The 25,665-nt window shown below is 64.0% G+C and carries 25 protein-coding genes; 15 read left to right on the top strand and 10 right to left on the bottom strand.

Annotation, left to right across the window (positions count from 1 at the left end):
• From KFO72_RS14275 to KFO72_RS14265, 3 genes are all read right to left on the bottom strand, one after another.
• On the bottom strand, positions 1–7,099 hold a 7,099-nt coding region (locus KFO72_RS14275), incomplete at its 3' end, for a hemagglutinin repeat-containing protein (RefSeq protein WP_225032401.1).
• A gap of 484 nt (positions 7,100–7,583) precedes the next feature.
• A complete protein-coding gene (locus KFO72_RS14270) occupies positions 7,584–7,865 on the bottom strand; it encodes a hypothetical protein (protein WP_054933125.1) in 282 nt (93 codons plus the stop codon).
• A gap of 52 nt (positions 7,866–7,917) precedes the next feature.
• Positions 7,918–8,898 carry a glutathione S-transferase family protein gene (locus KFO72_RS14265; protein ID WP_225032400.1) on the bottom strand — a complete coding sequence of 327 codons (981 nt, stop codon included), beginning with the start codon at positions 8,896–8,898 and terminating at the stop codon, positions 7,918–7,920.
• Between the two features lie 161 nt (positions 8,899–9,059).
• Between KFO72_RS14265 and KFO72_RS14260 the strand changes: the two genes are divergently transcribed.
• From KFO72_RS14260 to KFO72_RS14240, 5 genes are all read left to right on the top strand, one after another.
• A complete protein-coding gene (locus tag KFO72_RS14260; protein ID WP_042304361.1) occupies positions 9,060–9,974 on the top strand; it encodes a LysR family transcriptional regulator in 915 nt (304 codons plus the stop codon).
• Positions 9,975–10,185: 211 nt separating this feature from the next.
• Positions 10,186–10,806 carry a cytochrome b gene (locus KFO72_RS14255; protein ID WP_054933124.1) on the top strand — a complete coding sequence of 207 codons (621 nt, stop codon included), beginning with the start codon at positions 10,186–10,188 and terminating at the stop codon, positions 10,804–10,806.
• Entirely contained in the window at positions 10,806–12,344 is a 1,539-nt protein-coding gene (locus KFO72_RS14250) for a glycosyltransferase family 2 protein (protein WP_054933123.1), read from the top strand. The genes KFO72_RS14255 and KFO72_RS14250 overlap by 1 nt, the downstream gene beginning before the upstream one ends.
• A gap of 286 nt (positions 12,345–12,630) precedes the next feature.
• Positions 12,631–13,767 (top strand): aromatic ring-hydroxylating oxygenase subunit alpha, encoded by a 1,137-nt coding sequence (locus KFO72_RS14245; protein ID WP_054933122.1) that lies wholly within the window; start codon positions 12,631–12,633, stop codon positions 13,765–13,767.
• Positions 13,768–13,984: 217 nt separating this feature from the next.
• Positions 13,985–14,449, top strand: a complete 465-nt coding sequence (locus tag KFO72_RS14240; RefSeq protein ID WP_054933139.1) for an SRPBCC family protein — start codon at positions 13,985–13,987, stop codon at positions 14,447–14,449.
• Positions 14,450–14,611: 162 nt separating this feature from the next.
• Here KFO72_RS14240 and KFO72_RS14235 read toward each other — a convergent pair whose 3' ends face one another.
• Entirely contained in the window at positions 14,612–15,724 is a 1,113-nt protein-coding gene (locus KFO72_RS14235; RefSeq protein ID WP_054933138.1) for a porin, read from the bottom strand.
• Positions 15,725–16,380: 656 nt separating this feature from the next.
• Positions 16,381–16,566 (bottom strand): glycine zipper 2TM domain-containing protein, encoded by a 186-nt coding sequence (locus KFO72_RS14230; protein WP_054933121.1) that lies wholly within the window; start codon positions 16,564–16,566, stop codon positions 16,381–16,383.
• A gap of 228 nt (positions 16,567–16,794) precedes the next feature.
• Here KFO72_RS14230 and KFO72_RS14225 point away from each other — a divergent pair, with 228 nt between their 5' ends.
• The 4 genes from KFO72_RS14225 (at position 16,795) to KFO72_RS14210 (ending at position 19,464) form a co-directional block, all read left to right on the top strand.
• Positions 16,795–17,151: a YciI family protein gene (locus KFO72_RS14225; protein ID WP_035998614.1), complete on the top strand. Its 357-nt coding sequence runs from the start codon at positions 16,795–16,797 to the stop codon at positions 17,149–17,151.
• Between the two features lie 140 nt (positions 17,152–17,291).
• Positions 17,292–17,705, top strand: coding sequence for a YciI family protein (locus KFO72_RS14220; protein ID WP_054933120.1), 414 nt, complete (start codon positions 17,292–17,294; stop codon positions 17,703–17,705).
• A gap of 38 nt (positions 17,706–17,743) precedes the next feature.
• The gene (locus KFO72_RS14215) at positions 17,744–18,163 is read left to right on the top strand and encodes a VOC family protein (RefSeq protein WP_054933119.1); all 420 of its coding nucleotides are present in this window, start codon (positions 17,744–17,746) and stop codon (positions 18,161–18,163) included.
• A gap of 8 nt (positions 18,164–18,171) precedes the next feature.
• Complete coding sequence (locus KFO72_RS14210; protein WP_062916018.1) at positions 18,172–19,464, top strand: RNA polymerase sigma factor; 1,293 nt, start codon at positions 18,172–18,174, stop codon at positions 19,462–19,464.
• Between the two features lie 16 nt (positions 19,465–19,480).
• Here KFO72_RS14210 and KFO72_RS14205 read toward each other — a convergent pair whose 3' ends face one another.
• Positions 19,481–19,657: a DUF1427 family protein gene (locus KFO72_RS14205; protein WP_225032399.1), complete on the bottom strand. Its 177-nt coding sequence runs from the start codon at positions 19,655–19,657 to the stop codon at positions 19,481–19,483.
• A gap of 31 nt (positions 19,658–19,688) precedes the next feature.
• A complete protein-coding gene (locus KFO72_RS14200) occupies positions 19,689–20,645 on the bottom strand; it encodes a quinone oxidoreductase family protein (RefSeq protein WP_225032398.1) in 957 nt (318 codons plus the stop codon).
• 178 nt (positions 20,646–20,823) lie between these two features.
• Here KFO72_RS14200 and KFO72_RS14195 point away from each other — a divergent pair, with 178 nt between their 5' ends.
• A complete protein-coding gene (locus tag KFO72_RS14195) occupies positions 20,824–21,555 on the top strand; it encodes a DUF429 domain-containing protein (RefSeq protein WP_224101492.1) in 732 nt (243 codons plus the stop codon).
• 31 nt (positions 21,556–21,586) lie between these two features.
• Here the strand turns inward: KFO72_RS14195 and KFO72_RS14190 are convergent, their stop codons facing one another.
• From KFO72_RS14190 to KFO72_RS14180, 3 genes are read right to left on the bottom strand one after another with little or no spacing between them, the layout of a single operon-like run.
• Complete coding sequence (locus tag KFO72_RS14190; protein WP_054933114.1) at positions 21,587–21,880, bottom strand: DUF1330 domain-containing protein; 294 nt, start codon at positions 21,878–21,880, stop codon at positions 21,587–21,589.
• Positions 21,881–21,896: 16 nt separating this feature from the next.
• On the bottom strand, positions 21,897–22,823 hold the full coding sequence (locus KFO72_RS14185; RefSeq protein WP_225032397.1) for an AraC family transcriptional regulator: 927 nt from the start codon (positions 22,821–22,823) through the stop codon (positions 21,897–21,899).
• Between the two features lie 3 nt (positions 22,824–22,826).
• Entirely contained in the window at positions 22,827–23,243 is a 417-nt protein-coding gene (locus KFO72_RS14180; protein WP_412101785.1) for a low affinity iron permease family protein, read from the bottom strand.
• 214 nt (positions 23,244–23,457) lie between these two features.
• On the opposite strand from KFO72_RS14180, the gene KFO72_RS14175 reads away from it, so the two are divergent.
• The 5 genes from KFO72_RS14175 to KFO72_RS14155 all read left to right on the top strand — a co-directional run bounded on the left by KFO72_RS14175 (position 23,458) and on the right by KFO72_RS14155 (position 25,613).
• Positions 23,458–23,760 carry a YXWGXW repeat-containing protein gene (locus KFO72_RS14175; protein ID WP_054933111.1) on the top strand — a complete coding sequence of 101 codons (303 nt, stop codon included), beginning with the start codon at positions 23,458–23,460 and terminating at the stop codon, positions 23,758–23,760.
• Between the two features lie 23 nt (positions 23,761–23,783).
• Positions 23,784–23,888 carry a lipoprotein gene (locus KFO72_RS14170; RefSeq protein ID WP_156516650.1) on the top strand — a complete coding sequence of 35 codons (105 nt, stop codon included), beginning with the start codon at positions 23,784–23,786 and terminating at the stop codon, positions 23,886–23,888.
• A 143-nt stretch (positions 23,889–24,031) separates the two neighbouring features.
• Positions 24,032–24,631 carry an RNA polymerase sigma factor gene (locus KFO72_RS14165; protein WP_318248449.1) on the top strand — a complete coding sequence of 200 codons (600 nt, stop codon included), beginning with the start codon at positions 24,032–24,034 and terminating at the stop codon, positions 24,629–24,631.
• Positions 24,628–25,107, top strand: coding sequence for a hypothetical protein (locus KFO72_RS14160; protein ID WP_062916022.1), 480 nt, complete (start codon positions 24,628–24,630; stop codon positions 25,105–25,107). The genes KFO72_RS14165 and KFO72_RS14160 overlap by 4 nt, the downstream gene beginning before the upstream one ends.
• The gene (locus tag KFO72_RS14155; protein ID WP_054933109.1) at positions 25,104–25,613 is read left to right on the top strand and encodes a periplasmic heavy metal sensor; all 510 of its coding nucleotides are present in this window, start codon (positions 25,104–25,106) and stop codon (positions 25,611–25,613) included. Before KFO72_RS14160 ends, KFO72_RS14155 begins: the two co-directional genes overlap by 4 nt.
• Positions 25,614–25,665 lie beyond the last annotated feature (52 nt).

Raw genomic sequence — 25,665 nt, 5'->3', positions numbered from 1 at the left:
CCTGGTTCTTCGCAGCAAGAATCACATCGTTCGCGTTGACGTTCGAACCGGCAATGGTGATGTTGCCGCTTCCGGCCTGTCCATTGCCTGTCGCGACGAATGCGGCCGTACCACCAGCCGTCACACTCGAACCCCGGTTCGTCGTACTGTTCTCCGTGTACGTGCTCTTGCTGTGGCTGCTGCCGTAGCTGAGTTCGATCTTCGCTGACGGCGTCTGACCGTTGGCGAGTTGACCCAACGCCGCACCTGCTGCGCCAAGCGAATCGACTGCGCCGCTGGCTGCTGCCATACCGTGCAGCGCTGCCGCGCGATCATCCTGGCTGCGACTTGCCGCGTGCGCCTGGTCGACCGTATTCGAAACGGCGTCGATCACAGGAGCCTTGATTGCGAGCGTGAACCCGCTTTGCTTGACCTCGTGCGTCTCGTCGTGGTGCATCGTGTCGAGTGCCGAATCAATCGTCACGTTCGCGCCCGTGCCCGTCACGTCTTTCTCTGCAACCAGGTCGCTGCCCGTGACGTGCAGATCGTTGCCCGCGACGATGTTCAGGCTGCCATTAAGCGAGCCGACCGTGCTGCCGTTGTTCGTCACCGTCGCGTCATGGGTCGTATCCGTCTGCGTCTTGCTGCCGACCGATATGCCAATGCCGCCGCCTGTGCCGAGGCCAGACTCGTGTTTCTGGTAGTAGCTGGACGCGTTCTGCGTATCCTGCGACGTGGTGATGTTCACGCTTCCTGCCGCATTCAGCGTCACGTCGTTCGTTCCCGCGACAGTCGAGCCTTTGACGGTCAGATCCTTACCCGCGCTGACGTTCACCGTATTGCCCGACACCGTACTGCCGACTCCGATATTGGCCTGCGTGTCCTGCATCTGGTCCGTCGTCGAGCCATGTACGAAGCTGCCACGTTTGAACTCGACGGCCGAATAGCTGTCGTGTTCCTCGCGTGCCTCGTTGATATCGACGTTGCCCGTGGCTGCGATGGTCGACGCGCCCGTGCCCGTCGAGAGAGACGAACCTGTGAGCGTCACGTTACCTTTCGACGTATCCGCACTGAGCGCAGCGAGTGTGCCGTTGCCGCCCGCGCTGAACGACGTTCCCACCGCCTGCTCGTCGTAGCTGCGATCTTCGCCACTACGGGTCTTGTCGCCGCGCGTGACATCGTCTCGGCTGGCCGTGTTCGTCACCGTTGTCGCCGTCAGGTTGCCGCCTGCCACAACCGCCATATCGCCTCCGGCGCTGACCGACGCGCCCTTGAACGTCATGTCGTTGCCGCTTTGCATCGCCAGACTGCCGCCTGCACTGATGCCGCTCGTCTGGTTGAGCGTCGTATCGGCGTGCATGAAGTTGTCGGCGTTCTTCGTGACCGACTGCGACGCGTGCGACTCGACGGTGTCGACGTTGATATCGTGGCCCGCTGCAATCTGCGCATTGCCGCCCGCCGCGATGTTCGCGCCATGCACGTTCAGGTCGTGACCCGCCGCGATCACCATGTCGCCCGTCGATGCAATCGTGCCTTGCGCGCCGATCAGCGTTTGCGTGACCTTGCTGTTGCCTACCGTGGAACTCACGCCGACCGTATCGACCAGTGTCGTGTTGACGATATCGTGACCCGCAAGCACCGCAACCCGGTTGCCCGTGATGCGCCCCGATGCGTTGACGACATCGTTGGTCGCCGAAACCACCGTCGTCCCGTTATCGGTGCTGCTGCCAATCGAACCGCCGCGATTGACGATGTTCGTCGCGCTGATGACCGTCTGCGTGCTGCCCTTGATGACCCCCGAGTTGGTCACGCTGCCCGTCGCGTGAATCTCGACATCGTCGGCCGTAATCAGCGCGCCCGTGGGTTGCAGGTCGTTCGCATGCGTATGGGCGAGATAGACGACGGGTGCGAGCACGTTCTGCGTGCTACCGTCCGGCAGCGTCACGGTCTGGTTCACCATCCAGACGATATCGCTCGTCAGCGCATCCATCTGCGCGGCTGTGAGCGCCATGCCGGGTTCCAGGCTGAATTCCTTCGCGACGTTCGCGCCGTTGTCCATCAGCGCGCGATACTCGTCCTCGTTGTTCGTATAGCCTTGCAGGTACACGCGGCCCGTCAGTTGCGTGACCTGATTGCGGATCAACTGTGCTTCATACAGCCCGTCGCCCAGGCGCTTTTCGACGGTCGACGGGTCGTAGCCGAGTTGCCTGAGCAGGTAGTCGCTCGAAATGAAGCTCGTGTAGCTGGTCAGGCGCGGATCGGTTGCGATCAGATACGCCGCGCCAGGTGCCGTGTTGAACGTGTAGAGGCCGCTTTTCGGCAACGCGATATTCAGCGAACCTGTCGGTCCCGTGACCGATTGCGGCGCGTTAATGGTCTGCGTCTGTCCTGTCGCGAGATTTACGGTCCGCGTGCCGCCGCCCGTTATGCCTCCCACCGTTCCGTTCGCGCCGAGCGTGCCGCCCGTTGCGCCCGTGGCCGAGTTCGCCGCCGTGACATTCGTGTTGTTGATGTCGGTCGCGTTGATCTGCACCGCGTTGTTCGCGATGATCGTGCCGCCCAGGCCACCGATGGCAACCGGCGCCAGGATCACAGTGGGCTGGACCACCTGACCGACGTCGCGCGAAATGTCCTCGTTCCACGCATAGGTCGATACAATGTCCTGCTTCTGATACTGGTACAGCGTCTGTCCGGTATTGTTGACGGTCGTGCCGCCATAGTTGCCGCTCGCGACGTCGCCATCCGCCTGGCTGCTGCCGATCTGGATCGCGCCGCCCGCGCCAATCGCACTAAAGCTGTTGTTCAGCGTGCCGACGTTGGCGAGCACCATGTTGCCGCCCGCCATGATCTGCGCCTGCTGCGCCTGTGGCCCGGTAACCTTGTCCTGCTGTGTCGTGGTCGTCGTATCGCGTGCCGACTCGATGCGCTGGTAGTGGTGGTGCGCCTGGTTGTCGCCGGGGAACTCGGTTGCGGGGTCGTAGTTGACGTGCGGGTCGTAGTCGTCCCAGTAGGCGACCGTGACCGTGCCGTCACCGTTGGTCGTGAGCGAGTTGTAGTAGATGGTTTGTTGCTGACCATTCACGTTGACGACAAGCACGCGGTCTACCGCATTCGGGCCGCTGGCGGTCGACACCACATCGGCACTGCTGAACGTGGCGTTGAGCGGATTCTTGTAGCCGTTGTCCCACATGTCCTGGGTGCAATAGCCCTTGTCGCCGTTGGTTGGCGTACAGGCCATGTATTTGTCGCGCTTGGTCTGGTGAACCGTCTCGACATCGGTGGTTACCGTCTCGACGGCAGGCGCGGGGCGCGTGTTGGTCAGGGTCTGTGTCGCGATTTCGATGTTGCCCTGGGCGTCGATGGTCGACTGGTCGTTCGTCACCGAGTTCGCGCGGTTCGCGAGCAGCCCGTTGCCATCGCGCGTGGCGCCTGCCGCGATGTTGATGTCGCCGAGGCTGAAGATGTTCGCGCCGCCCGTATTCGAGATGTCGGAACCGAACAGGTTGACGGCCGATGCTGCGGCAATCGCCGCCGCTGTGCCCGTGTTCGCAATCGATCCAGCGTTCAGCGTGACCGTGTTGCCGACTATCGTCGCGACGTTCGAGAGCGACGCGCTGCGTGTCGTGACGCTGTCGCCTTCGATGCGGCCCGCGTTCGTGATCGCGTTGGTGGCGTTGACCGTCGTGTTCGCAGAGTTGATATCCGCGCCCGCCTGGTTATCGACGATCGCAGCATTGACCGTCAATGCATTCACCGCGCCAAGCGTGCCCTGGTTTGTGAAACTGCCCGCTGTCGTGAAGGTGAGGTTGTTGTTTGCCTGAATCCGGTTTGCGCCCGTCAGCGTAAAGTCGCTACCGATGGTCACGGCTCCGTCGTTGCCCGCTACGATTCGGCCGTCGCCCGTAAGCGTGCCTGCCGTGACGTTCAGGTTCTGGTCGCTGCCGATTGCGCCGTTCTGGTTCGCAAGTGCGCCCGTAGCAATACCGATACTGCCGCCGCTGCCCGTATCGTTGCCGATGCGTCCATTCGTGTTGTCCAGCGTTGAGACGTTGAGCGTGAGCGCGCCGTTACCGTGGATCGAGCCGCCCGCGTTGATGACGGCTGCGTTCGGGCCGTTGAGCGTGACCTTGTTCGCGCCCGAGAGCGTCGCGTTCGTGTTGTCGGTAAGCTGCGCGATGTTCAGCGTCAGGTCATGACCCGCGACCAGTTGCGCGCCGTTCGTGCTGGACAGCGTCTGTGCGTTGACCGCGACATCGCCGTTGCCGCCAATCGTTCCCGCGCCCGCTACGCCGCCTGTGTTGCTGTTCGTGATCGTGCTGGCGGTGATCGTGGTCGTGCCGGACCCCGTGTTTGCGATGCGCCCGTTCGTGTTGTCGAGCGTCGCGCCTGTGACGGACAGTGTTGACCCGGTGCCGTCCGCCTCGATCTGCCCGCCCGTGTTGTCGATTGCGCCCTGTGCCGACACCGTCGTGTTACCCGTGCCCTGGATCATGCCCGCACGGTTGCCGAGCGTGCCGCCGGACTGTACCGACGCCGCGCCGCCCGCCGTGATCGTGCCGCCCGAGTTGTCGACGCTGCCGCCCGCGACCGACACGCCGCCGTTGCCGCCAATCAGACCGTTGCGCGTGTTCGTAACTGCGTCCGTCGCCGTGACACTCGCCGCACCTGTGCCGCCGTTCGCGATTGAACCGCCGTCGTTGGCGATGGATTGCGCGGAGACGGCCAGCGCGTCGTCCGCCTGGATTGTCCCGCCCGCGTTATTGAGTGCGCCCGCATCCGTCACCGATACCGTCTTTGCGGCGACGTAGCCGCCGGCGCTGTTGTCGAGCGATGCGAGCTTTAACGTCGCGCCCGTCTGTGCCGCAAGTGTGCCGCCGCGATTCGAGACCGCGCCCGCGCGCACGTCGAGCGCGCCATTCGTTGCAATGGTTCCGCCATTGTTCGACAACGCGCCCGTTGCGACCGACAGTGTTCCCGTGCCCGCGCTGGCAATCGTGCCGTTATCGTTCGTGAGCGCGGCGGGGCCAAGCGCGAGACTGTCGGCGTTGGTCTGGAGCGAGCCGCCCGTGTTGTCGAGTGTGCCGGTCACATCGACAGTTGTCGCGGCCGTGCCCGTCTGCGTGATGCTGCCGCCGTGGTTGACGAGGTTCGTCGCGTGCAGCGTGAACTGCCCGGCCTGTGTCGTGCCGTGGCTATTGTCGAATGTGGCCGCCGCGATGGACGCGGCGTTTCCGGCCGCGATGGTGTTCGCGTTCGCCAGCGTCGTACCGGCTGACAGCGTCGCGTTGCCGTTCGCCGCGAGCGTGCCGGTGTTGAACAGGGTCTGCACAGCCGTTGCAATCAGGTTCTGGACGGCCGCAATCGAACCTGCATTCGCGATCTGTCCGGCCTGCAACACAACATTCCCGTTGCCGCCGATGCTGCCGCCCGTGCCGTTGTTCAGCAGGCCGCTCACCGTGAGACTCAGGCCGTCCGAATTGAGCGACGCAATGTGACCGCCCATGTTGTCAACCGAACCCACGTGCAGCATCTGTGCGCCCGCTGCCTGGATCGTGCCGCCCTGGTTCGAGACTGCACCCGTCACAGCCGTTGTCAGCGTCGAGCCTGAAACGATCTGTCCGTTGCGGTTCGAGAGCGCGCCCGCTGTGATGGTCTGCGCGCCTCCCGACGACAGCGCGCCGTTATCGTTCGTGAGATTGCCCGTCGCGCTCGCGTTGAGCGTCGTGCCTGCCGTCGTGGTTGCGCCGGTCAGGTTCAGGTCGCCGCTGTTCGCCGCGAAGGTGAGCGCGCCTTTGGCCGACGTGCTGCTGCCTGCGAGATCGAGCGACGCGCCGTTCAGCGTTGCGTTGCCGCCCGCAGCATTGCGGCCAGTTGCCGTGACTGCGCCGCTCGCGGACACCGACAGGTCGCCAGAGCTGGCAATCGTTCCGTCACCATTCACGCCTGCGCCGAGCGTACCCGTCGATGCAACGCTGTTCGCGTTGATCGTCGTGTTCTGCTGCGCGGCGAGTGTGCCGCTATTAGAGAGCGCGCCCGACGTGTTCGTGCTGACGCTTTGCTGCCCGTAGGTCGTGCCGCTGTTGTCGATGCCATCGCGCGCGCTCGCGGTGATATTGCCGCTCGCGTTCGTCTGACCGGCGAGAATCAGCTTGCCCTGCGTCGTCAGGATCAGGTCGCCCGCCTGCGCCGCGAGCACGCCCCGGTTCGACACGCCGACGCCGTTCTCCGTACCGACAAGCATGATGCGATTCGCATACATGCCGCCCAGGTTGCTCACGTCGATGGAGACACCCGGCGCGGGGCCGCTGCCAGCGATGGGTGTTGCCGCAAGCGTCCCATAGTCGACCGCGTTCGCGCCCGTCACCACATTCAGGTTCTTCGCATAGATCGCAGCATTGGCCTGCACTGCACGCGCCAGCAGATCGACCTGGTCAATATTCGAACCATTGAACCCCGCGCCCTGCACAGTGATATTGCCGCCCGTGACATTGAAGCGCGCGAGCGAACCATCCGCCGCGAAGTTCGTCGTGCCCGTCGTGAGCGTCGCGCGCGACGTATTGATGAAACCGCCGCCGTCCACCAGCAGGCCGTTCGGGTTCGCGATAACGACCTGCGCGCTCTTGCCCGCGACTTCGAGATACCCTCGCAACTGCGACGGCGAACTGCTGTTGACCTGATTGACGATCACGCGCGCGGCATCGTTCGGCCCGAAGTTCGGATTGCCGTTGATGTAGCCCGCCTGCTGTGTATTAACGATGGTGGGCGAGTTGTTAAGAATCGCGCCGTTCTTCTGAACATCGAACTGGTTGTAGGTATTCACCGACACGCCTGCACCGCTAGGCTTCCCAATGTTGACCTGCGGGATGCCGTTCTGCGTCGTCACAACGCCCGGCGCATGCGCACCGCCCGGTACGATCTGCCCGCTCGCCATAACAGGCGCAAGGGCGAGCAACGCGGACAGCGTAAGCTGACGCAGCGACAGACATATCTCCAGCGCTCCCGATGCGCGGCCCGCCGCGCGTGTCTCTCCCGCTTTTCCTGCTGATGTTGCGGTTTCCTCGACGGCCACGAGCATACCGCGCAACCGGCTAAATACGAGCCGGTAAGTCTTTTGATTCATTTTGTTCGTGTTGCTTATTATCCGAGCGGTAAACCTATCGCGAGTCTCGCGAAATATCTGTTGATAACTGTCAACACGCGAACGAAAACAACAGAGCCGGCAAAATCAGTGCTCTCTGATTGCAGGCGAAAAAAAGCCCGCTTATAGCGGGCTGGAAATCAGCTATCCGTTTTGGGCACTACATCGATGGCCGGACCGCGCGGGGTCGCGGGTTCGAACAAGCATCAATGTATTCACTGCTTTCTGTGACGGTCTATCGAACAAGTCAGAAATTCACTGCGCCCCTCGCTTGAGCTTGAGCAGCCGAACGGTTCGTCGCGACCGGCGTGATGCACCTCAAACCTTGCCCGAGGCCCGCGAATCTGTTCGCACGCGTTGCCAACGCTTCGAACAAATGCCCCCCGCTTCAATTACCCGCACAAAAGCTAACCTCGCCGGGCGTTTGAAACCACATGCAGGCTGTCGTGATTTTTTGCCGCCCGCTTCAGCCCTTCGGGTCGCCGAACAGGCTGTTCAGGTCCTTCGTGTCTTCCGACAGGTTGTATTCCTTCTGCACCGCCTTGAGTGCTTCGTCCACCGTGCGGTCGAAGCCAATTGCATTGCCGAAATGCTTCATCGTCCAGTTGCAACCGCTTGCGTCCGGTTCCTGTAGTTGCGGGCGCGGCACGCGGATCTTCACGCCGTCTTCGATTACCTCCGGCGCGCGCTCGATGCGCCGCCTCACCTCGTCCTGTAGTTGGGAAGCGGTGCGTGTCTTGCGTAGCATGAGCGTCTCCTGCACTGTTGGCCGATGTCGCCGGACAGTCTAGCGCATGGCTTCACACGAAGCGTTTACGATCGTGTGGCGCACCGAAATCCTGCACCGGGCCAACCGGTACGATGCCCGTCGGGTTCACCGAGCGGTGGCTCCCGTAGTAATGCCGCTTGATATGCTCGAAGTTCACCGTGTCGGCCACGCCTCGATGCTGGTAGATGTCCCGCGTATATGCCGACAGATTCGGATAGTCCGCGATGCGCCGCAGGTTGCACTTGAAGTGCCCGAAGTACACGGCATCGAAACGGATCAGCGTCGTGAAGAGCCGGATGTCCGCTTCCGTCAGCCGGTTGCCCGTCAGGAATCGCTGCGTAGACAGTTTCTGTTCGAGCCAGTCGAGCGTCTCGAACAGCGGCACGACAGCCTCCTCGTACGCCGCCTGCGTGGTCGCGAAGCCCGACTTGTAGACGCCGTTATTCACCGTGTCGTAGACGCGCGCATTGATCGCGTCGATCTCGGCGCGCAGCGGCGGCGGATAGAAGTCGCCCGGCTCGGCGCCGAGTTCGTCGAACGCCGTGTTCAGCATGCGGATGATTTCCGACGACTCGTTGCTGACGATCGTCCGTTGATGCTTGTCCCACAAGATCGGCACGGTCACGCGGCCCGTGTAGTGCGGGTCCGCGGCGACGTAGACGTCACGCAGATACTTCGCGTGGTTCAACGAGTCGGGCACGACGCCCGGGCCGTCTGCGAAGGTCCAGCCGTCGCCGAGCATCAGCCAGTGCACGACCGATACGCTGATCATGTCTTCGAGGCCCTTCAGCGCGCGCACGATCAGCGTGCGATGCGCCCACGGACACGCAAGGCTCACATACAGGTGATAACGTCCCGCTTCCGCTTCGAAGCCGTCGCTGCCGCTCGGGCCGGCTTCGCCGTCGGGTGTGACCCAGTTGCGGAAGATGGCATCCGTGCGCACGAAGCGGCCGCCCGTCGATGCCGTGTCGTACCATTTGTCCTGCCATTGACCGTCGACTAACAATCCCATTTCGCTGCTCCTTCTATCCCGCGTTCCCGGCCCGCGCGCCGTGCGCTTCGCCGCTGCGATGTCAGCCGCGCAGCGGAACATCGGCACAAGACCCTATGATGGACCGGCGTTCGGGTTTTGCCGTACGATTTTTCCGTTTATCTCATTCGACAGGTTCGCACATGTTGACGGATGAAGAGCTTGCGCTGCTCGAAGCGATTCGCGAAAGCGGCAGCTTGTCGCGCGCTGCGGCGCGCCTCGGCAAGGCTCCGTCGACGGTGTCGCACGCGGCGCGCCAGCTCGAAACGCGCTTCGATGCGCTGCTGTTCGACCGCCGCCGCTACCGGCTGCAACTGACGCCCGCCGGCCAACTGCTCGCCGAAGAGGCCGCGCGCCTGATGCAGGACGTGTCGCGCATGACGCAACGCGTGCGGCAGATCGCCAGCGGCTGGGAGGACCGGCTGTGGATCGTCACCGACGAGCTCATGGAGTTCGAGACCTTCATGCCCGTCGTCCATGCGTTCGATGCACTGCAATCGGGCGTCAAGCTGCGTCTGACGACGGAAGTGCTCAGCGGCACGTGGGAAGCGCTGCGCGATGGCCGCGCCGATGTGATCGTCGGCGCGACCAACGAGCCGCCCGCCATTCCTGGCTTGCGCTGGTTCGAGCTGGGCGTGGTCGACTGGGTGTTCGCCGTGTCGCCGCGGCATGCGCTCGCGAGCATCAAGGAGCCGCTCAGGCGCGAGCAGATCGCGAAGCAGCGCGGCATCGTCGTGGCGGATTCGTCGCGCGCGAGCGGCCGTGCGTATGGCCTGCTCGGCGGGCAGACTTCGCTCGCGGTGCCCAGTATGCGTGCGAAAATCCTCGCGCAGCGCGATGGGCTCGGCGTCGGCTGGTTGCCGCGCCAGCGCGTCGCGTCGCTGCTCAAGCGCGGCGAACTCGTCGAAAAGGAAACCGCCGATCCGCGCGAACCGAATGTGCTGTACGTCGCGTGGCGCGGCGATCAGGAGGGCCGGGCACTGAAGTGGTGGCTCGACCAGCTGCGCGAGCCGCGTTTTGCGAAACGTCTGGTGCAGGGGATCGACCAGTTCGCGTGAAGGGCGCGAGGCGCGTCCGGCCAGTCCAGTGAACCGACGGCCGCGCGAAACAAACGGAAATGCGACGGAAACCCGCAACCCGCACGTTGAAGGAATAAAGCGGCCGGATCGGGCGTTCTGTTGATAAGACGATTGCAGTGCGCGCCTGCATGTCGTTCCGCCGGCTTGCACATCGCTTTCGCCGTCCACCGACTCCCAACCACAACGGCTCATGAACACTTCGACAACTTCCCGCACGGCCTCGCGAGACGGCATCGAGACGCTCTCCACGCCAGCGCATGCGCCCCGCTACACACGCACCGCGATCATCCTGCATTGGCTGATTGCCGTGCTGATCATCGTGAACGTGGTGCTCGGGCTTTCCGCCGACGCGCTGCCGGACGGCTGGGTGCGCCCCGTCATCGACACGCACAAGTCGATCGGCATCACGGTGCTCGGCCTGGCGCTGCTGCGCCTGCTGTGGCGTGCATCGCACCGGCCGCCGCCGCTGCCGCGCGAATTTCCGTCGTGGGAGCGGATGGCCGCACACATCGCGCACTTCCTGCTCTATTTCGTGATGATCGCGCTGCCGCTGTCGGGCTGGATGCATGATTCGGCGTGGAAGGCGGCGGCAACGCATCCCATGCACCTGTTCGGCGTGATCCCGTTTCCGCGCATCGGCTTCATCATGAATCTCGATCCCGCCGTGAAAGAGCCGCTGCACGACAGATTCGGCGCGCTGCACACGTACCTCGGCTATGCGCTGTACGCGTTGCTGGCGATGCATATCGGCGGCGCGCTCAAGCATGAGCTGTTCGACCGTCATTCCGTCATCAAGCGGATGGTGCCGTGATGGATACCGATGTGATTGAAGACGCGACGCTGACTAACTACAGCCTTTCCGACGAGCCCACGGTTGTAGCGGGCGAGCGTCCCAGGCCGTCGCTACGCGAAGCACTCGCCGCCGCGTCGCCGCGCATCAACCCGCGCAAGGGCACCTGGCAGAGCGCCGTGATCCACGGCAGCGTGACCGCTTTGTGGCTGCTGCTGTTCGCGCGCGCGTTCTTTCTGCATGGCGCGCTCGCGTGGTCGACGGGGATCGCTTATGTGCTGTACGACACGCTGCTGCTCGCGTTCGTCACAATGAAGACGTGGCCGCTGATCCACCGCTCGTTGCCTGCGCGTCGGTCGGCGGATGGTGCGAAATTGCCGAGCATGGGCGTGATCGTCGCCGCGCACAACGAGGCAGGCGTGCTGCCCGTGACGCTCGCCGCGCTGCTGCGGCAGACGCAAGGCCCGGCGCAGATCGTGATCGCCGACGACGGCTCGACGGACGGCACACGCGATCTGCTGACCAGCCGCTTCGGTCTGACGGAGCCCGCGTTGGGCGTGCTGAGCGCGCCGAGCAGCCGCTATCCGAATCTGCAGTGGCTGCGCGTGCCGCACGGCGGCAAGGCGCTGGCGCTGAACGCCGCGATCGACGTGATGACGACGGACACCGTGATGACCGTCGACGCCGACACCTTGCTCGCCGACGACGCCACGCTCGCCATGCGCGCGTCTTTCGCGCAGTCGCCGAAGCTCGTTGCCGCGACGGGCATCCTCGTGCCCGTCTGCGACCGCACGGCGAGCGGGCGCGTGTTCCAGTGGTTCCAGACTTACGAATACATGCGCAACTTCATCGCGCGCTTCGCCTGGATGCGCGCCGACAGCCTGTTGCTGGTGTCGGGCGCATTTGCGTCGTTCCGGCGCGACGCGCTGGTCGCCGTCGGCGGCTTCGACGCGCAATGTCTGGTCGAAGATTACGAACTGATTCACCGGCTGCGTCGCTATTCCGTCGATCACAACCTCGGCTGGGACGTGCGCGTGGTCGGCGACGCGCACGCGCAGACGGAAGCGCCCGCAACGCTTGGCGCGTTCCTGCGCCAGCGCCGCCGCTGGTTCGCAGGTTTCCTGCAAACGCAGTACTGGAACCGCGACATGACGGGCAATGCGCGATACGGCACGCTCGGCCGGGTGATGCTGCCCGTGAAGGCGTTCGACACGATGCAGCCCGTCTACGGCCTGACCGCGTTCGCGTTGCTGCTCGGCTTCGTGGCCGGCGGACATGGCCTGATCGTCGTGTCGATCTTCAGCGTGATCGGTCTGAAGACGGCCATCGACCTCGCGTTCTATTTGTGGAGCATTCATCTGTACCGCCGCTGGACGGGGCTGACGAGCGGCACGAGCCTGCCGATGGCCGTCGTCGCCGCCATCGCCGAGCCGTTCACGTTTCAGTTGCTGCGGCATACGGGCGCCGTGCTCGGCTGGCTGCAATTTCTACGCGGTGGCAAGACGTGGGGCAAGCAGCATCGGTCGGGTCTCGTCGGCGCGACACAAGTCACGCGTTGAGCGCCGTTACGCCGCATTTCGGCGACGTATGAGGTTGTTGGGGGCTTGTTGAGCGTTGCGGTTGCAACGAAAACTGACGGGCGGTGCTTCGGCGCCGCCCTTTGTTTTTGGCGCGGCGGCGGGTGTCGGCGCCCGTCCGGTAATGCCTACCGGCGCGCGTATCTGCGGCGAGTCCTCATGATTCTCGGGCGCGACTTCTAGTAGACTGACCGGACATCGGTTTTCTAACTATCAAACCCGCTCGGTCCCGGCGACCGGCCGACCGTTGTGCCAGGAGGCTTCATTCATGCACGTAGTCGCTCCGTTGGACAGCAATCCCGTCGATAACCCTCCCAAGGCTGCCGTGCGCGATCTGCGCCGCGTCGATATTCACCCCGATCACTGGTATCCCCTTGCATGGTCGCGCGAAGTGAAGCGCGGTAAAACGCATGCCGTGCGCTTTGCAGGCGAGCCGATCGTGCTGGCGCGCACCGAATCGGGCAAGGTGATCGCGCTGGAGGATCGCTGCGCGCACCGGCAGGTGCCGCTGAGCGGCGGCGTGGTCGACGGCGAGGCTATCCGCTGCGGCTATCACGGCTGGACCTACGACTGCTCGGGCAAATGCATCGACGTGCCGTATCTCGGCCGCGAGCGTCTGCCGAATGGCGTGCGCGCGTATCCGTGCCGCGAAGCCGAAGGACTGATCTTCGTGTTTCCCGGCGACGCCGCGCTCGCCGAGACGATGCCGCTGCCCCCGCTCGGCTCCGTGGCCGACAAGGCCTACAAGACGCGGCGTTTCGGCCGCGAAGTGGCTTGCCACTACTCGTTCATGCACGAAAACCTGATGGATATGAACCATCAGTTCCTGCATCGCAAGCAGATGGGCAAGATGCGCGCGCGTTCGCTGGGCCGGCGGCGCGGCGACGACTGGGTCGAAGTGGACTACACGTTCGCGCGCGAAGCAGGGCAGCAGCCGATCGGCGAAGCGCTCGTGTTCGGGCAGAGCCGCAAGAACACGAGGACCGACCACAAGGATGTGATGACGATCCGCACGCAGTATCCGTTTCAGACGCTGCGGATTCGCACGTCCGACGGGACGATCGTCATGGACCTGTGGATCTGCTACGTGCCGCTCGATCGCGAACAGCGCACCAATCGCACGTTCGGCCTGCTGTCCATCAAGCGGCCGAAGATCGGCGCGCTGCTCGACGTCGCGTGGCCGCTGCTGGTGTGGTTCACCGAGCGCATCTTCAAGGAAGACCGCTGGATCGTCGAGCTCGAGCAGGCAGCACACGACGCGCAAGGCGCCGACTGGAATCACGAAGTCTTCCCGGTCATCAACGACCTGCGCGATCTGCTGCGGGAATGCGGCGCGCCCGCGGCGCGGCGGGTGATTCCGATCGAGCCTTCCGCCGAGCCTTCTGCCGAGTCGGTTGCCGTCTGAGCTTGCGGCGCTGCGTTTCCAGCGGCCATTGATCGGACTTTAGGCGCGGACTTTAGGCGCGGACTTTAGGCGTTCGAACGTTCGGCCCCTCTCATTCGCCGCGACTTTCTGTCAGTGCCGCGTGCGGCAGGCGCGCGATCCTTCGCCAATGCGTTATGCTTGATTTATCCGCCTGTCTTCGGGCGGATGCAGGGCATTGTTCGAAGGAGGCTGTCTCATGTCCGAGGATGGCGACGCAACTCCGCCGATCGCGGATCTGCAAATCGTATCGACGCGCGTGTTCGATTTTCCGCGCGATCTCGTGTTCAGGGCCTGGACGGAGCCGGTACATCTCGCGCACTGGTGGGGCCCGAAGGGCTTCACCCATTCCTTCCACGAATTCGACCTGCGTCCGGGCGGCAACTGGCGCTTCGCAATGCACGGGCCGGATGGCGTCGACTACAAGAATCACAGCGTATTCGTCGAGATCGTCGCGCCCGAGCGTATCGTGTTCGATCATGTGTCGGGGCCGCACTACCGCGTCACGGCTACCTTCGATGCGCTGAGCGACGAGCAGACGCGCATCACGTTTCGCATGGTCTTCGAGACGCCTGCCGTGTGCGCGCAGGTGAAGACGTTTGCCGTCAAGGCCAATGAAGAGAACTTCGACCGTCTGCAGAAAGAGTTGAAGCGGATGGTCTGAGCGGGCGTCACGGTTCTCGTGGCGCTGCCCCGTCAGTTCAGCCGGCTCAATAGGCAACGGCCTCACGTTCGGAAGAACGTGAGGCCGTTGTGGTCGCCTCGTGGGCCCGAGCGCTTACGGCAGGTCGATCGTACGCATCGGCCCGCCGCGCTTCGTGTTCGATTAGAAGCGGTGACGCAGACCGACGGATGCGACGCCCTGGCGGTGCGACGACGAAACGCCCGTCACGCTGCCGTTGTCGATCACTGCGTTGATCGTCGAGCCAGCCGGCGCGCTCGTTTCCTGATACGTGCCTTGCGCATACACGTCCGTGCGCTTGGACAGCGCGTAGTCGCCCTTCAGGCCGATCTGATTCGCGTGGAAGTGAGCATCTTCGGCCGCACCGTTCGAGTACGTGTAGGCAACACCCAACGCCAGCGCAGGCGTCAGGTTGTACGTGGCGTTGGCTTCGTAGTTGTTGGTGTGAACGGAACCCGTGCCGCCCGTCACGTTGTCGAGGCGAGCTTGCGTCCAGACGATGCCGAACAGCGCCGGGCCGAACGCATAGGTTGCACCCGCGCCGAACTCGCGCTGGCGGAACGATACGCCCGTCAGACCGATATTGCTCAGGTCGGCATTGTTGTACGCGCCGCCCGACGTGGTGTTCGGGTTGTTCTGCTGCGCGTAGCCCGCGCCGACGCGCAGACCTGCGTTTTCATAGCCCGCACCGAAGCTGTATGCGCGGTTGTTGGCGAACTGCGAGCTGTTCGAGAACGAATACGTGCCGGCGAACGAGACGCCCGAGTAGTTGGCGCTCGTGAACTTGATCGAGTTGCTGGCTGCGTCCTTGCTGTCCTTGTTGAGGTGATCGAGGTTGCCGTAGTGGGCGAAATTCGCGCCGCCCCAGCTACCCGTTGCAGACAGCGGCGACACGAAGTCCTGCATCGCGTCATACTGACGGCCGAGCGTGACCGTGCCAGCCTGGCTCGACAGGCCGACGAATGCCTGACGCGAGAACATCTTGCCTTGCGACGCCTGTGCGCCGTTGTTCGTGTCGAAGCCTTCTTCCAACGTGAAGATAGTCTTCAGGCCGCCGCCGAGGTCTTCGACGCCGCGCAGGCCGAAGCGGTTTTCATCGGTCGAGCCGCTGCCGACTGCCCACTGGTGGCCGCCATTGACGTTGCTCGTGTAGGAGATCGACGTGTCCAGCGTGCCGTACAGCGTGACGCTGCTTTGTGCGTGTGCGACCGAGGCGAACGAGGCAGCCACTGCCGTCGCGATCAGAATCTTCTTCATCTGTGCTTCCTTCAGTTCATAGGGCAATACGAGGCTTGAATACAAACGGACAAGCTATGCATGCCACGTCCTGTACGAAGCAAGACCACTCAACTTGCCCGGTTTGGGGAAGCGCAAGTATAGAAAGGGACCCTAACTATCGATTGATATCTAAGTCGGAAATGGTCTGTTTCCAAAAAGGAAAGGAAAAGGGTAAGGGTATGATTATATTTATCTTTTAATTGAGATAATTTCTGGAATTTTTATTGGTACAAATTAAATTGTTGTGATACGGCAACGAAGTATTGTGATGATTTATTTGAGATAAGTCATGTCGGGAAAATGCGCGCGATGTAGTCGCGCATGCAGCCGTATCGGTATTTTTATAGCGATGAAAGCCTTATGAAATATGGAGCTGCGGCGTATGAGCGATTTCGTCAGAGTATGTCATAAATCAAAAATGTCGATGAACTTTTTCGGCGAATTGCGATCGTCGACGTAATCGAATTAATTTGATTGAGTGTCGATCGTAAATAGTGTGCGTTATAAATAGATTGCAGTCGTAAAAAAGACAGATATTCACAATTAAGCAAATCAAACGCGAGTGACATCTTTTGACAAATATTAAGGCGGCGATTGAGCTTCAATCGCCGCCTTTAAAACAACTTCCACCCGCATCACTTGCCCAATTCGTGACCGATGATTCCGCCCGCGACAGCGCCGCCCACCGTGCCCACGGTGCTATGCGTCGTCTCATGGCCGACATAGCCACCCGCTGCCGCGCCGCCGACGGTGCATCCGCTCACCAACGGCACCAGGACCGCTGCTGCGATTGCGACGCGGACGATATAGCGCTTCAACATGTCGTGCTCCTGCGAGATTGAGGATCCAGGTCGTTCAGCAAGCGTTATGCCATTTCCCTCAGTGGAATGCCCATTCGCGCGGCAGACCTTTCCGCCCGCGTTGCCACTTTGCTAGACTGCCTTCGCCAGCAGAATCAACCTTTGCTGCCATTGCCGCGGCGCCACCCGTCTCACGAAGTACGGCACCCCTCGAACGCCGCGGCCCGACAACCGGAACACGGAGTCACCATGTCCTACATGCTGCTCATCGTCGAACCTACCCAGCAACGCGAGGAACGCGGCGAAGTCGCGGGCCGCGCCGTCTACGACCGCATGCTCAAATACCGCGCCGGGTTGCAGGCGCGCGGCCAGCTGATCGCGGCCGAATCGCTGTCGCCCGACAAAAACGGTGTGCGTCTCGAAAAGCGCGACGGCCAGACGCGCCTGATCGACGGGCCGTTTGCCGAAGCGAAGGAAATGGTCGGCGGCTTCTTTCTGCTGAACGTCGATACCTACGAAGAAGCGCTCGCGCTCGCCGAAGAGTGCCCGGCCGCCGAGTGGTGCACGATCGAAATCCGCAAGGTCGCGCCGTGCTACGAGTACTGACGGCGCGCGCGGGCTGACCCGTCCGGCGCATCCGCAAGGGTTTTCCCTGACGATGCCGGTTGTCGATCTGACTGCGCGCCGCTCGTCGTGGAAGTGAGAAGCCGCCACGGGGCTTCGTTCATCCACGAGGAGAGACGGCGATGCGATTCATGATTCTGGTGAAGGCCACGGCCGACAGCGAAGCCGGCAAGATGCCGGAAGAAGAACTGATGGCGTCGATGGCGACGTATCACGAAGCCTTGCAGAAGGCGGGCGTGCTGCTCGACGCGTGCGGCCTGCAGCCGAGCGCGAAAGGCTGGCGCGTGCGCTATGCGGGCGGCCGGCGCACCGTCACGGAAGGGCCGTTTGCGCAGACGAAAGAACTGGTGGCGGGCTACACCGTGATTCAGGTGCGATCGCGCGAAGAAGCGATGGAATGGGCGCGGCGCTTCCCCGCGCCGTCCGGCGAGCAGGCCGACGGCGAAATCGAAGTGCGCCAGATGTTCGAACTCGACGACTTCGAGCCGAGCCAGTCGACCGAACGCTTTCGCAAGATCGAAGGCGCAAACCACTGACCTTGCACCTGTGACCTGCCAGCTTCCGAGGAACGATCATGCACAAGCAAATCTATGTGAACCTCGCCGTGAGCAGCGTGGAGAAATCGAAGGCGTTCTTCTCGCAACTCGGCTTTACGTTCGAACCGAAATTCACCAATGAGCAGGCCGCCTGCATGGTGATCGGCGAGAACATCTACGCCATGCTGCTCGCGAAGGACTTTTTCCAGACCTTCACGAACAGGACGCTGTGCAACCCGAAAGAGAGCACGGAAGCGCTGATCTGCCTGTCGTGCGACAGCCGTGCGCAAGTCGACGATCTGGCCGGCAAGGCGCTCGCCGCAGGCGGCGCGTCGGCGCGCCCGGCGCAGGACCACGGCTTCATGTACGAGCGCAGTATCGAGGATATCGACGGGCATATCTGGGAACTCGTGTACATGGACCCGAACGCCGCGATGCCAGCGGCCGACGCGTCTTGAGGCCGGCCGTGACGACGGCTGCGACCCATCGTGCCATCGAGGCAGTCTGGCGGATCGAATCCGCGAAGGTCATCGCTCACGTCGCGCGCATCGTGCGCGATGTCGGCGTGGCGGAAGAACTCGCGCAGGACGCGCTGGTGGCCGCGCTCGAAACCTGGCCCGACGCAGGCGTGCCGGACAATCCTGGAGCATGGCTGATGGCGACGGCGAAAAACCGCGCGCTCGACCGCTGGCGCCAGGATGCGCTGCACGCGCGCAAGCACGAGGAACTCGGCGCCGACATGGACGCGCGCGAGGCGCATATCGTGCCCGATTTCGTCGATGCGCTCGACGCCGCGCGCGCCGACGATATCGGCGACGATCTGCTGCGGCTGGTGTTCACCGCCTGCCACCCCGTGCTGTCGAAAGACGCACGTGTGGCGCTGACGTTGCGCCTGCTCGGCGGCCTGACCACGGATGAGATCGCGCGCGCGTTTCTCGTGCCCGAGCCGACCATTGCGCAGCGCATCGTGCGCGCCAAGAAGACGTTGTCGGCGGCGAAGGTGCCGTTCGAAGTGCCGCAGGCGAACGAACGCGCGGTGCGGCTCGCTTCCGTGCTCGAAGTGATTTATCTGATCTTCAACGAAGGCTATTCGGCGACGGCGGGCGACGACTGGATGCGCCCGACGCTGTGCGAGGAAGCGCTGCGCCTGGGCCGCGTGCTGGCGGGCCTCATGCCCGACGAAAGCGAAGTGTACGGACTGGTCGCGCTGATGGAGATTCAGGCGTCGCGCATGCATGCGCGCGTCGATGCGCAGGGACGGCCGGTGCTGCTGCTCGATCAGGACCGCAGCCGCTGGGACCCGCTGCTGATCCGTCGCGGGTTGAGTGCGCTTGCCCGCTCGGAGGCGCTCGGCGGGATGAGCGGGCCGTACACGCTGCAGGCCGCGCTCGCCGCGTGCCATGCGCGCGCGCACACGGCGGCGCAAACGGATTGGGTGCAGATCGTCGCGCTGTACGATGCGCTTGCCGAGGTAGCGCCGTCGCCTGTGGTGGATCTGAATCGCGCGGTTGCTGTCGGCATGGCGTATGGCCCGATGGCCGCGCTCGAACTCGTCGACGCGCTTGCCGACGAGCCTTCGCTGAAGAATTATCACTGGCTGCCGAGCGTGCGCGGCGATCTGCTCGCCAAGCTCGCTCGCAACGATGAAGCGCGCGCGGAATTCGAGCGCGCCGCATCGATGACGCGCAATGCGCGCGAACGCGAACTGCTGCTCGAACGCGCGCTCGAAATGGGCGGCGCGCCCGGCCGCATGCAGTAAGCGGTCGCGTGCCGCTTCAGCTTGTTACGTGAGCGAGCAGCGAGCGCACGAACGGAATCGCATGCTCGCCGGCGACCATGCCGAGCAGGCCGAGCAGCGCGACGATGGGCGGCGCGGGCGATTTCACATCGACGATGTTGTACAGCAGTCCGACGACGACACCTGCCGCCGGCGACACGATATACGGCTTCATACGAGTCTCCGGATTCGATTGAACGGGTGTGTCACATCGTGATGACGACGCGCCCGCGTGTGCCGCCGGCGACGGCGGCGTAAGCGTCGCGCGCCTGTTCGAGCGGAAAGGTCTGCGCGATCGACGGCGCCTGCAACGCGCCGCTATCGAACACGCTGGCCAGTTCCGTCATCAGGCGCGCGGAATCCGCGACGCCGAGCTTGGCGCTGTCCGCGCCGAACAGTTGCGTTTCGTTGTGATAGAAGTCGATCAGGTCGAACTCGACGCGCCGCTTGCCCGTTGCGCTGATCTCGACCACCCGGCCGCGCCACTTCGCGAGCTTCAGCGCCGTTTCGAACGCGACCCCGCCGACAGCGTCGTACACGACATCCGCGCCGCCGAGTGCCTTGACGCGTTCCGCGGCGTGCTCGTCGAACGGTACATAGTGGTCGAGCAGACGGCCCGCGGGCGAGTCCGCGTCAGGCTCGTGGCGATCGACGGCGATCACCTTGCAGCCGCGTGACTTCGCGATCTGCACGACCGCGCCGCCGACGCCGCCGCTCGCGCCGATCACGGCCACCGTTTCGCCCGCGACGAGCTGTGCATAATCGACGACGCCGAGCCACGCGACCACGAAGTTCACGCCGATCGCCGACGCCTGTTCGTGCGTGAGCGTGCGCGGCTTGCGCGACAGCGCGCCGACGGGAACCTTGATGAACTGCGCGTGCGTGCCGTCGCGCGTGAAGCCGATGTCGCCGCCCGTGCCCCATACTTCCGCGCCGATCCATTCGGCGGGGCCTTGCATCACGACGCCGCTGAAGTCGCGGCCCGGGATGCGCGGCAGCGTCGTGTGGCTGAAATGGCCCGAGAGGTTTTTCACATCGCTCGGATTCACCGAGGCTGCTTTCACCTGCACGATCGCGCTGTCGGCGTCGGCGGTGGGTGTCGGCAGGTCGACGAGGTTGAGGACTTCGGGACCGCCAAAAGAGTTGAACTGGATCGCCTTCATTGCCGCTCCTGTGAAACTGTCGGATTCGATAGGGTTTGCTTGCTGCTTCACGATGGGTAAATCAGCGTATGAAGGCAGTCTAAGTGTCCTGCGCAGCGCGGTTCAGACAAGTGCTTTCGAATATCGGACAGCGGGCGGCCCGCGTCCGGAATGATCAATCGGTTCGGGGAAACGCGTGATGCGTGACGAGACAACAGACCTGGTGGGCGTGGACGGCTGCAAGGGCGGCTGGTATGCCGTCAGGCAGGACGCCCGGACGGGTGCGATCGAGACGCGCATTTGCGCGTCGTTTGCCGGGCTGCTTGCGTGGGCGCCCGCGCCCGCCATCGTGGCCGTCGATATGCCCATCGGCCTGGCATCGACGGGCTATCGCGCGTGCGATGCCGAAGCGAGGCAGCGTCTGAAGTGGCCGCGCAGCGCGTCGGTGTTTCAGACACCCGTGCGCCAGACGCTTGGTATCAGGGAGTATCGAATGGCGTGCGATCGGAACCGCGAAGCAACGGGCAAGGGAATCTCGCAACAGGCCTTCAACATTCTCGGCAAGATCGCTGAAGTCGATGCCTTGTTGCGCGCCAGCAAGAGCGATGCTTCGCGTGTGTTCGAGGTGCATCCGGAGCTTGCCTTCATGCAGCTTCAGATCGACCAAGGCGGCGAGGCGGCCGGTCTCAAGGAGGGTAAAACGTCAGAAGCGGGACATGCGAAAAGAAAAGCCTTGCTCGCGTATGTCTTTGGCGCCACGTTGCAGACCGCGCTCGACGAACGTGTTGCCCGGCACGCGCAGAAGGACGACGTGCTCGATGCCTTCGCGGTGCTATGGAGCGCGCGCCGCATCGCGGCCGGCAGCGCCGTCGTGCTGCCCGATGATGAACCGCGCGACGGCGCGCTTCTGCCGATGGTGATCCGCTACTGAGCGAATCTCGCGGCGTTGCGCGTGCGGACAATCACTCCGCGCCGCGCACGATGCGCAGATCGCGCTCGACGCCATTGCCGAGCGCGGCCAGCGCCTTCTTGTAGTCTTCGGTGTCGTAGGCCGCGACGGCCTGCTCGTAGGTCGGGAATTCGATCACGACGGTGCGATCCTTCAGGCCATGTTCACGCACTTCCTCGGCCAGACCCCGCACGAGAAACTTGCCGCCCGCGGCCGTGACGGCCGGCGCCGCCAGTTGTGCGTATGCGGCCAGCGCCGCTGGATCGTTCGTCTTGCGGTAAAGAGTGACCCAGTATCCCTTGCTCATTTCACGTTTCCTCACGTTAAAGGTTTGGCCATGGCGACGCCAGCCGGTCCATCCGTAGGTCCGTCCGCGCCGCCGACGCCCACGATTCTCGCTCAAGCGCAGCAAGCGCGCTTTGAGCGTGTCGCGACGCCCGACAGCTTGAGGACTTTAACGCAGCGGGCGCGGCCAGCGTCGCGTGAGGATCGAAGTCGGTCGGCGACGCGCCCAGCTCGCGGCGAAACATGTCGCTGAAACTGCTCGGCAGGTAGCCGAGTTCGCGCGCAATGGTGCTGACCGCGCGCCCCTCGGCGAGTCCGGACACGGCGACGGCCAGTTGCACCTGCCTGCGCCATTCCGCGAAACCGATCCCCAGCGCCCGCGAGAAGAGCCGAGCCAGCGTGCGCACGCTCGCGCCCACGGAAGCCGCATGCTGCTCGAAGCTGATCGCATTCGACGGATTGTCGATCACCGCGCGGCACAGTGCGTCGAGCCGCCGGTCCGACGCATCGGGCAGCGGAATGCGCAGCGACGAGCGCGGCGCCTGTTCGAGTTCGAGCATGGCGAGCCGGTACGCCGTGCCCAGATAGTCTTCGTCGCGCGTCTGCGCTTCTTCATGTTCGGCAATCGACGCAATCAGTTCGCGCAACAGGCCGTTGATCTCGAACACGTCGCTACGTTCGCTCAGATGGCCGATGCTGCGCTCATGGAAGTACAGATTGCGCATCTCGACGTCGCTCATCATGTGGATCGAGTGCTCGGTGCCGGCGGGCAGCCACACGGCTCGCTGCGGCGGGACGACGAGCGCCTCGTGCGCGGCTTCGACCCACATCACACCCGATACGGCATACAGCACCTGTGCCCACGTATGCGTATGTGGGTCGATGCGCAGCCCGCGCGGATAGCGCCGCGCGAGCGAATGGCCTTTGTCCGCGTCATGGAGGGCGGGCGGAGTCGCTTGTGTCATCGCTCAGTGCGCGTCCTTGCGAGGCTTGCGGTCCTGGTTGTCGTCGCGTTCGCTCTGGTCGATGAACGGCGAGTCGGTGTCGGTGCCGCCCGAGCGCAGCGCGCAGCGCGCTTCTTCGGCGAGCTGTTCGTAGCGCTTGCGAAAGCGCCCGAGATCCTTTTCGTTCAGTTCCTCGAGATCGAGCAGCGCGTTGTGTGCGCCGTCCAGCGCGCGGATCAGTTCGTCGAGCTTGATCTGCATCGCGGCCGTATCGCGGTTTTGCGTGTTCTGGATCAAAAAGACCATCAGAAAGGTGACGATCGTCGTCGACGTATTGATCACCAGTTGCCAGGTGTCGCTGAAATGGAACATCGGCCCGCTGATGCCCCACACGACGACGAGCGCCACGGCAATCACGAACGTCGCCGGCTTGCCGGCCATCGTGGACAGACCCGTCGAGAACTTCGAGAACCAGTTGTTGTTTGTCACTGGGCGCTCCTGTCGTGTGAAGTCCAGCCTTGACGATACCGATTCCCCGGCGCGTGCGCCATCGCACCCGCCGGGCCGCGCAGCCGCAAAAATTCCTGCGACGGATTTTCGCCGCTTGCGCGTTTAACTCCAAAACCGAACCGGCAACTGCTCCAAGGGAGAAGAAATGAACATGCAAAAACTGGTCCGCATGCTTGCGGCAGGCGTGGCCGCGCTGAGCGCCTCAGCGGCGTTCGCGCAGGCGGTGATCGTCGCGCCGATGGCGCCGCCCGCCGCGCGCGTCGAAATCGTGCCGCCGCCGCGCGCCGGCTATGCGTGGGACCCCGGCCACTGGCGCTGGGCAGGCGGCCGCTATGTATGGGTGGCGGGGCATTGGCAGACCATGCGTCCGGGCTACCGCTGGGTGCCCGGACATTGGGTCGCGCATGGCCCGAACTGGCGCTGGGTGCCCGCGCACTGGGCGAGTTGAGGGCGGCGACGGGAGACTGAGCGATGAAGAAGCTGTTGCTACTGGCGTTGCTGGCTGCGACGCTCGCGGGTTGCGTGGTGGTGCCGGCGCATCCTTACTACTACCGGCCGGCCGTCGTCGTATATTGAACAGCCTTGAACAGGGGTTGACGGAACGCACCGCGCAGTTCGGCGCGTTCCAGTGAAGTCACTCGATCAGAACAACAGGGAGCGACAGCAGTGACGACAGAACATCTCGTCGCGACAGATGCCGCGCACTACGCGTGGCATGCGTGGAACAGGCGGCACACCCGGAGCCGCGCGCGTTGAGCGAACGCGATCCGGATGCGGAACTGGTGGCGGGCGTCGGCAGGCAGGAGCCGTCCGCCGTCCGCACGCTCGTCGCGCGCAAGTTGCCGCGTCTGCTGGCGCTCGCCACGCGGATGCTGGGAGACCGTATGGAAGCGGAAGACGTCGCGCAGGAAGCGTTCATGCGCATCTGGAAGCAGGCACCGCGCTGGCGCGAGGGCGAGGCGCGTTTCGATACGTGGCTGCATCGCGTCGTGCTGAATCTTTGCTACGACCGTTTGCGCGCACATCGCGAACAACCCCCCGACGAACTGCCCGACCACGCCGATCCCGCCGCCACACCCGATGCGCAACTCGAAGCGCAGTCGCGCGAAGCGCGGGTGCGCGCGGCGCTCGCCGCGTTGCCGGCGCGCCAGCGCGAGGCGCTCGTGCTCAACTACTACCAGGATCTGTCGAACATCGAGGCGGCCGCGCTGATGGGCATTACCGTCGACGCGCTCGAAAGCCTGCTGTCCCGCGCGCGCCGCAATCTGCGCGCGCAACTGGCGGGCGACGATCTTGCCGGAACGAGGACCAGCCGATGACTCCACAGAGATTTCGCGCAATCGTCGATGCGTATGGCGCCGATGCGCGCCATTGGCCCGAAGCGGAGCGCGCAGCCGCGAGCGCGTGGGCCGCGCAGCATCGCAGCGAGGCGGATGCGCTGCTCGCGCAGGCCGCGCAACTCGACGCGTGGCTGGCGAGCGATGCCGCCGCAACCGATCTGGCGCCGGACGCCGCGCTCATCGAGCGCGTGGTGGCTTCGGCGCCCGCTAACCGACAGCCTCGACAGCCGCGACAGGCCCGCCGCTTGTCGCTCGCCTGGCCGGTCGGCGGCTCGGGGCGCGTGGGCTGGTGGTGGTCGGGCGCGGCGTTCGCGGGCGTCGGTTTGATCGGCGGATTGGCCGGTGCCTTCGCGGTGTCGTTTTTTCTCGTGACGGGCAACCCGTCGCCGGGACCGGAGTCTTCCTATCTGACAACTGGATTTGGCGGCACGGCCGCGGACTGGAGTGACGAATGAGCGGACGCGCCTGGAAATTTCTGTTGGTCGGCTCACTGGTGCTCAATGTGTTTCTGATTGGCGGCGTCGCGGGCGGCGCGTATCAGTGGTTCGTCGCGCATGGAGGCGCGACGGCTGCCGCTCAACCTCAGTCGCGCGCGCTGCGTTTCGCGGCCGAAGGGCTGTCGGCGGAGCGCCAGCAGCAGTTCGTCGATGCATTGAAGGACGCGCGCCGCGAAGCGCGCGAGTATGCGCGTGACGGGCGGGAGGACCGGCGCGAGGTGCTGCGGTTGCTAGCCGCGCCGCAACTGGACCGCGCGGCACTCGACGTGGCGCTCAACCGCACCCGTGAAGCCGATATCGCGCTGCGCTCGCGGGTCGAGCAAAGCGTCGTCGATTTCGCCGCGACCTTGTCGCCTGATGAGCGCGTGAAGTTCGCGGAAGGCTTGCGCGAACGTGGGCAATGGCGGCTCGCGCAGGCGCAGCAGCGCTTGCAGAAGCCGGGCAATCGGCCCGCGAGCGACTGATCGGCCGTGACTGAAAAAAGCAGCGACGGAAAAGCGTGACCCGCTCCGTTTA

It is taken from the genome of Paraburkholderia sp. XV (genome assembly GCF_020177535.1).
In the GTDB taxonomy this organism is placed as follows: Bacteria; Pseudomonadota; Gammaproteobacteria; order Burkholderiales; family Burkholderiaceae; genus Paraburkholderia; species Paraburkholderia caribensis.
This window is presented reverse-complemented; position numbering and strand designations above follow the sequence as displayed.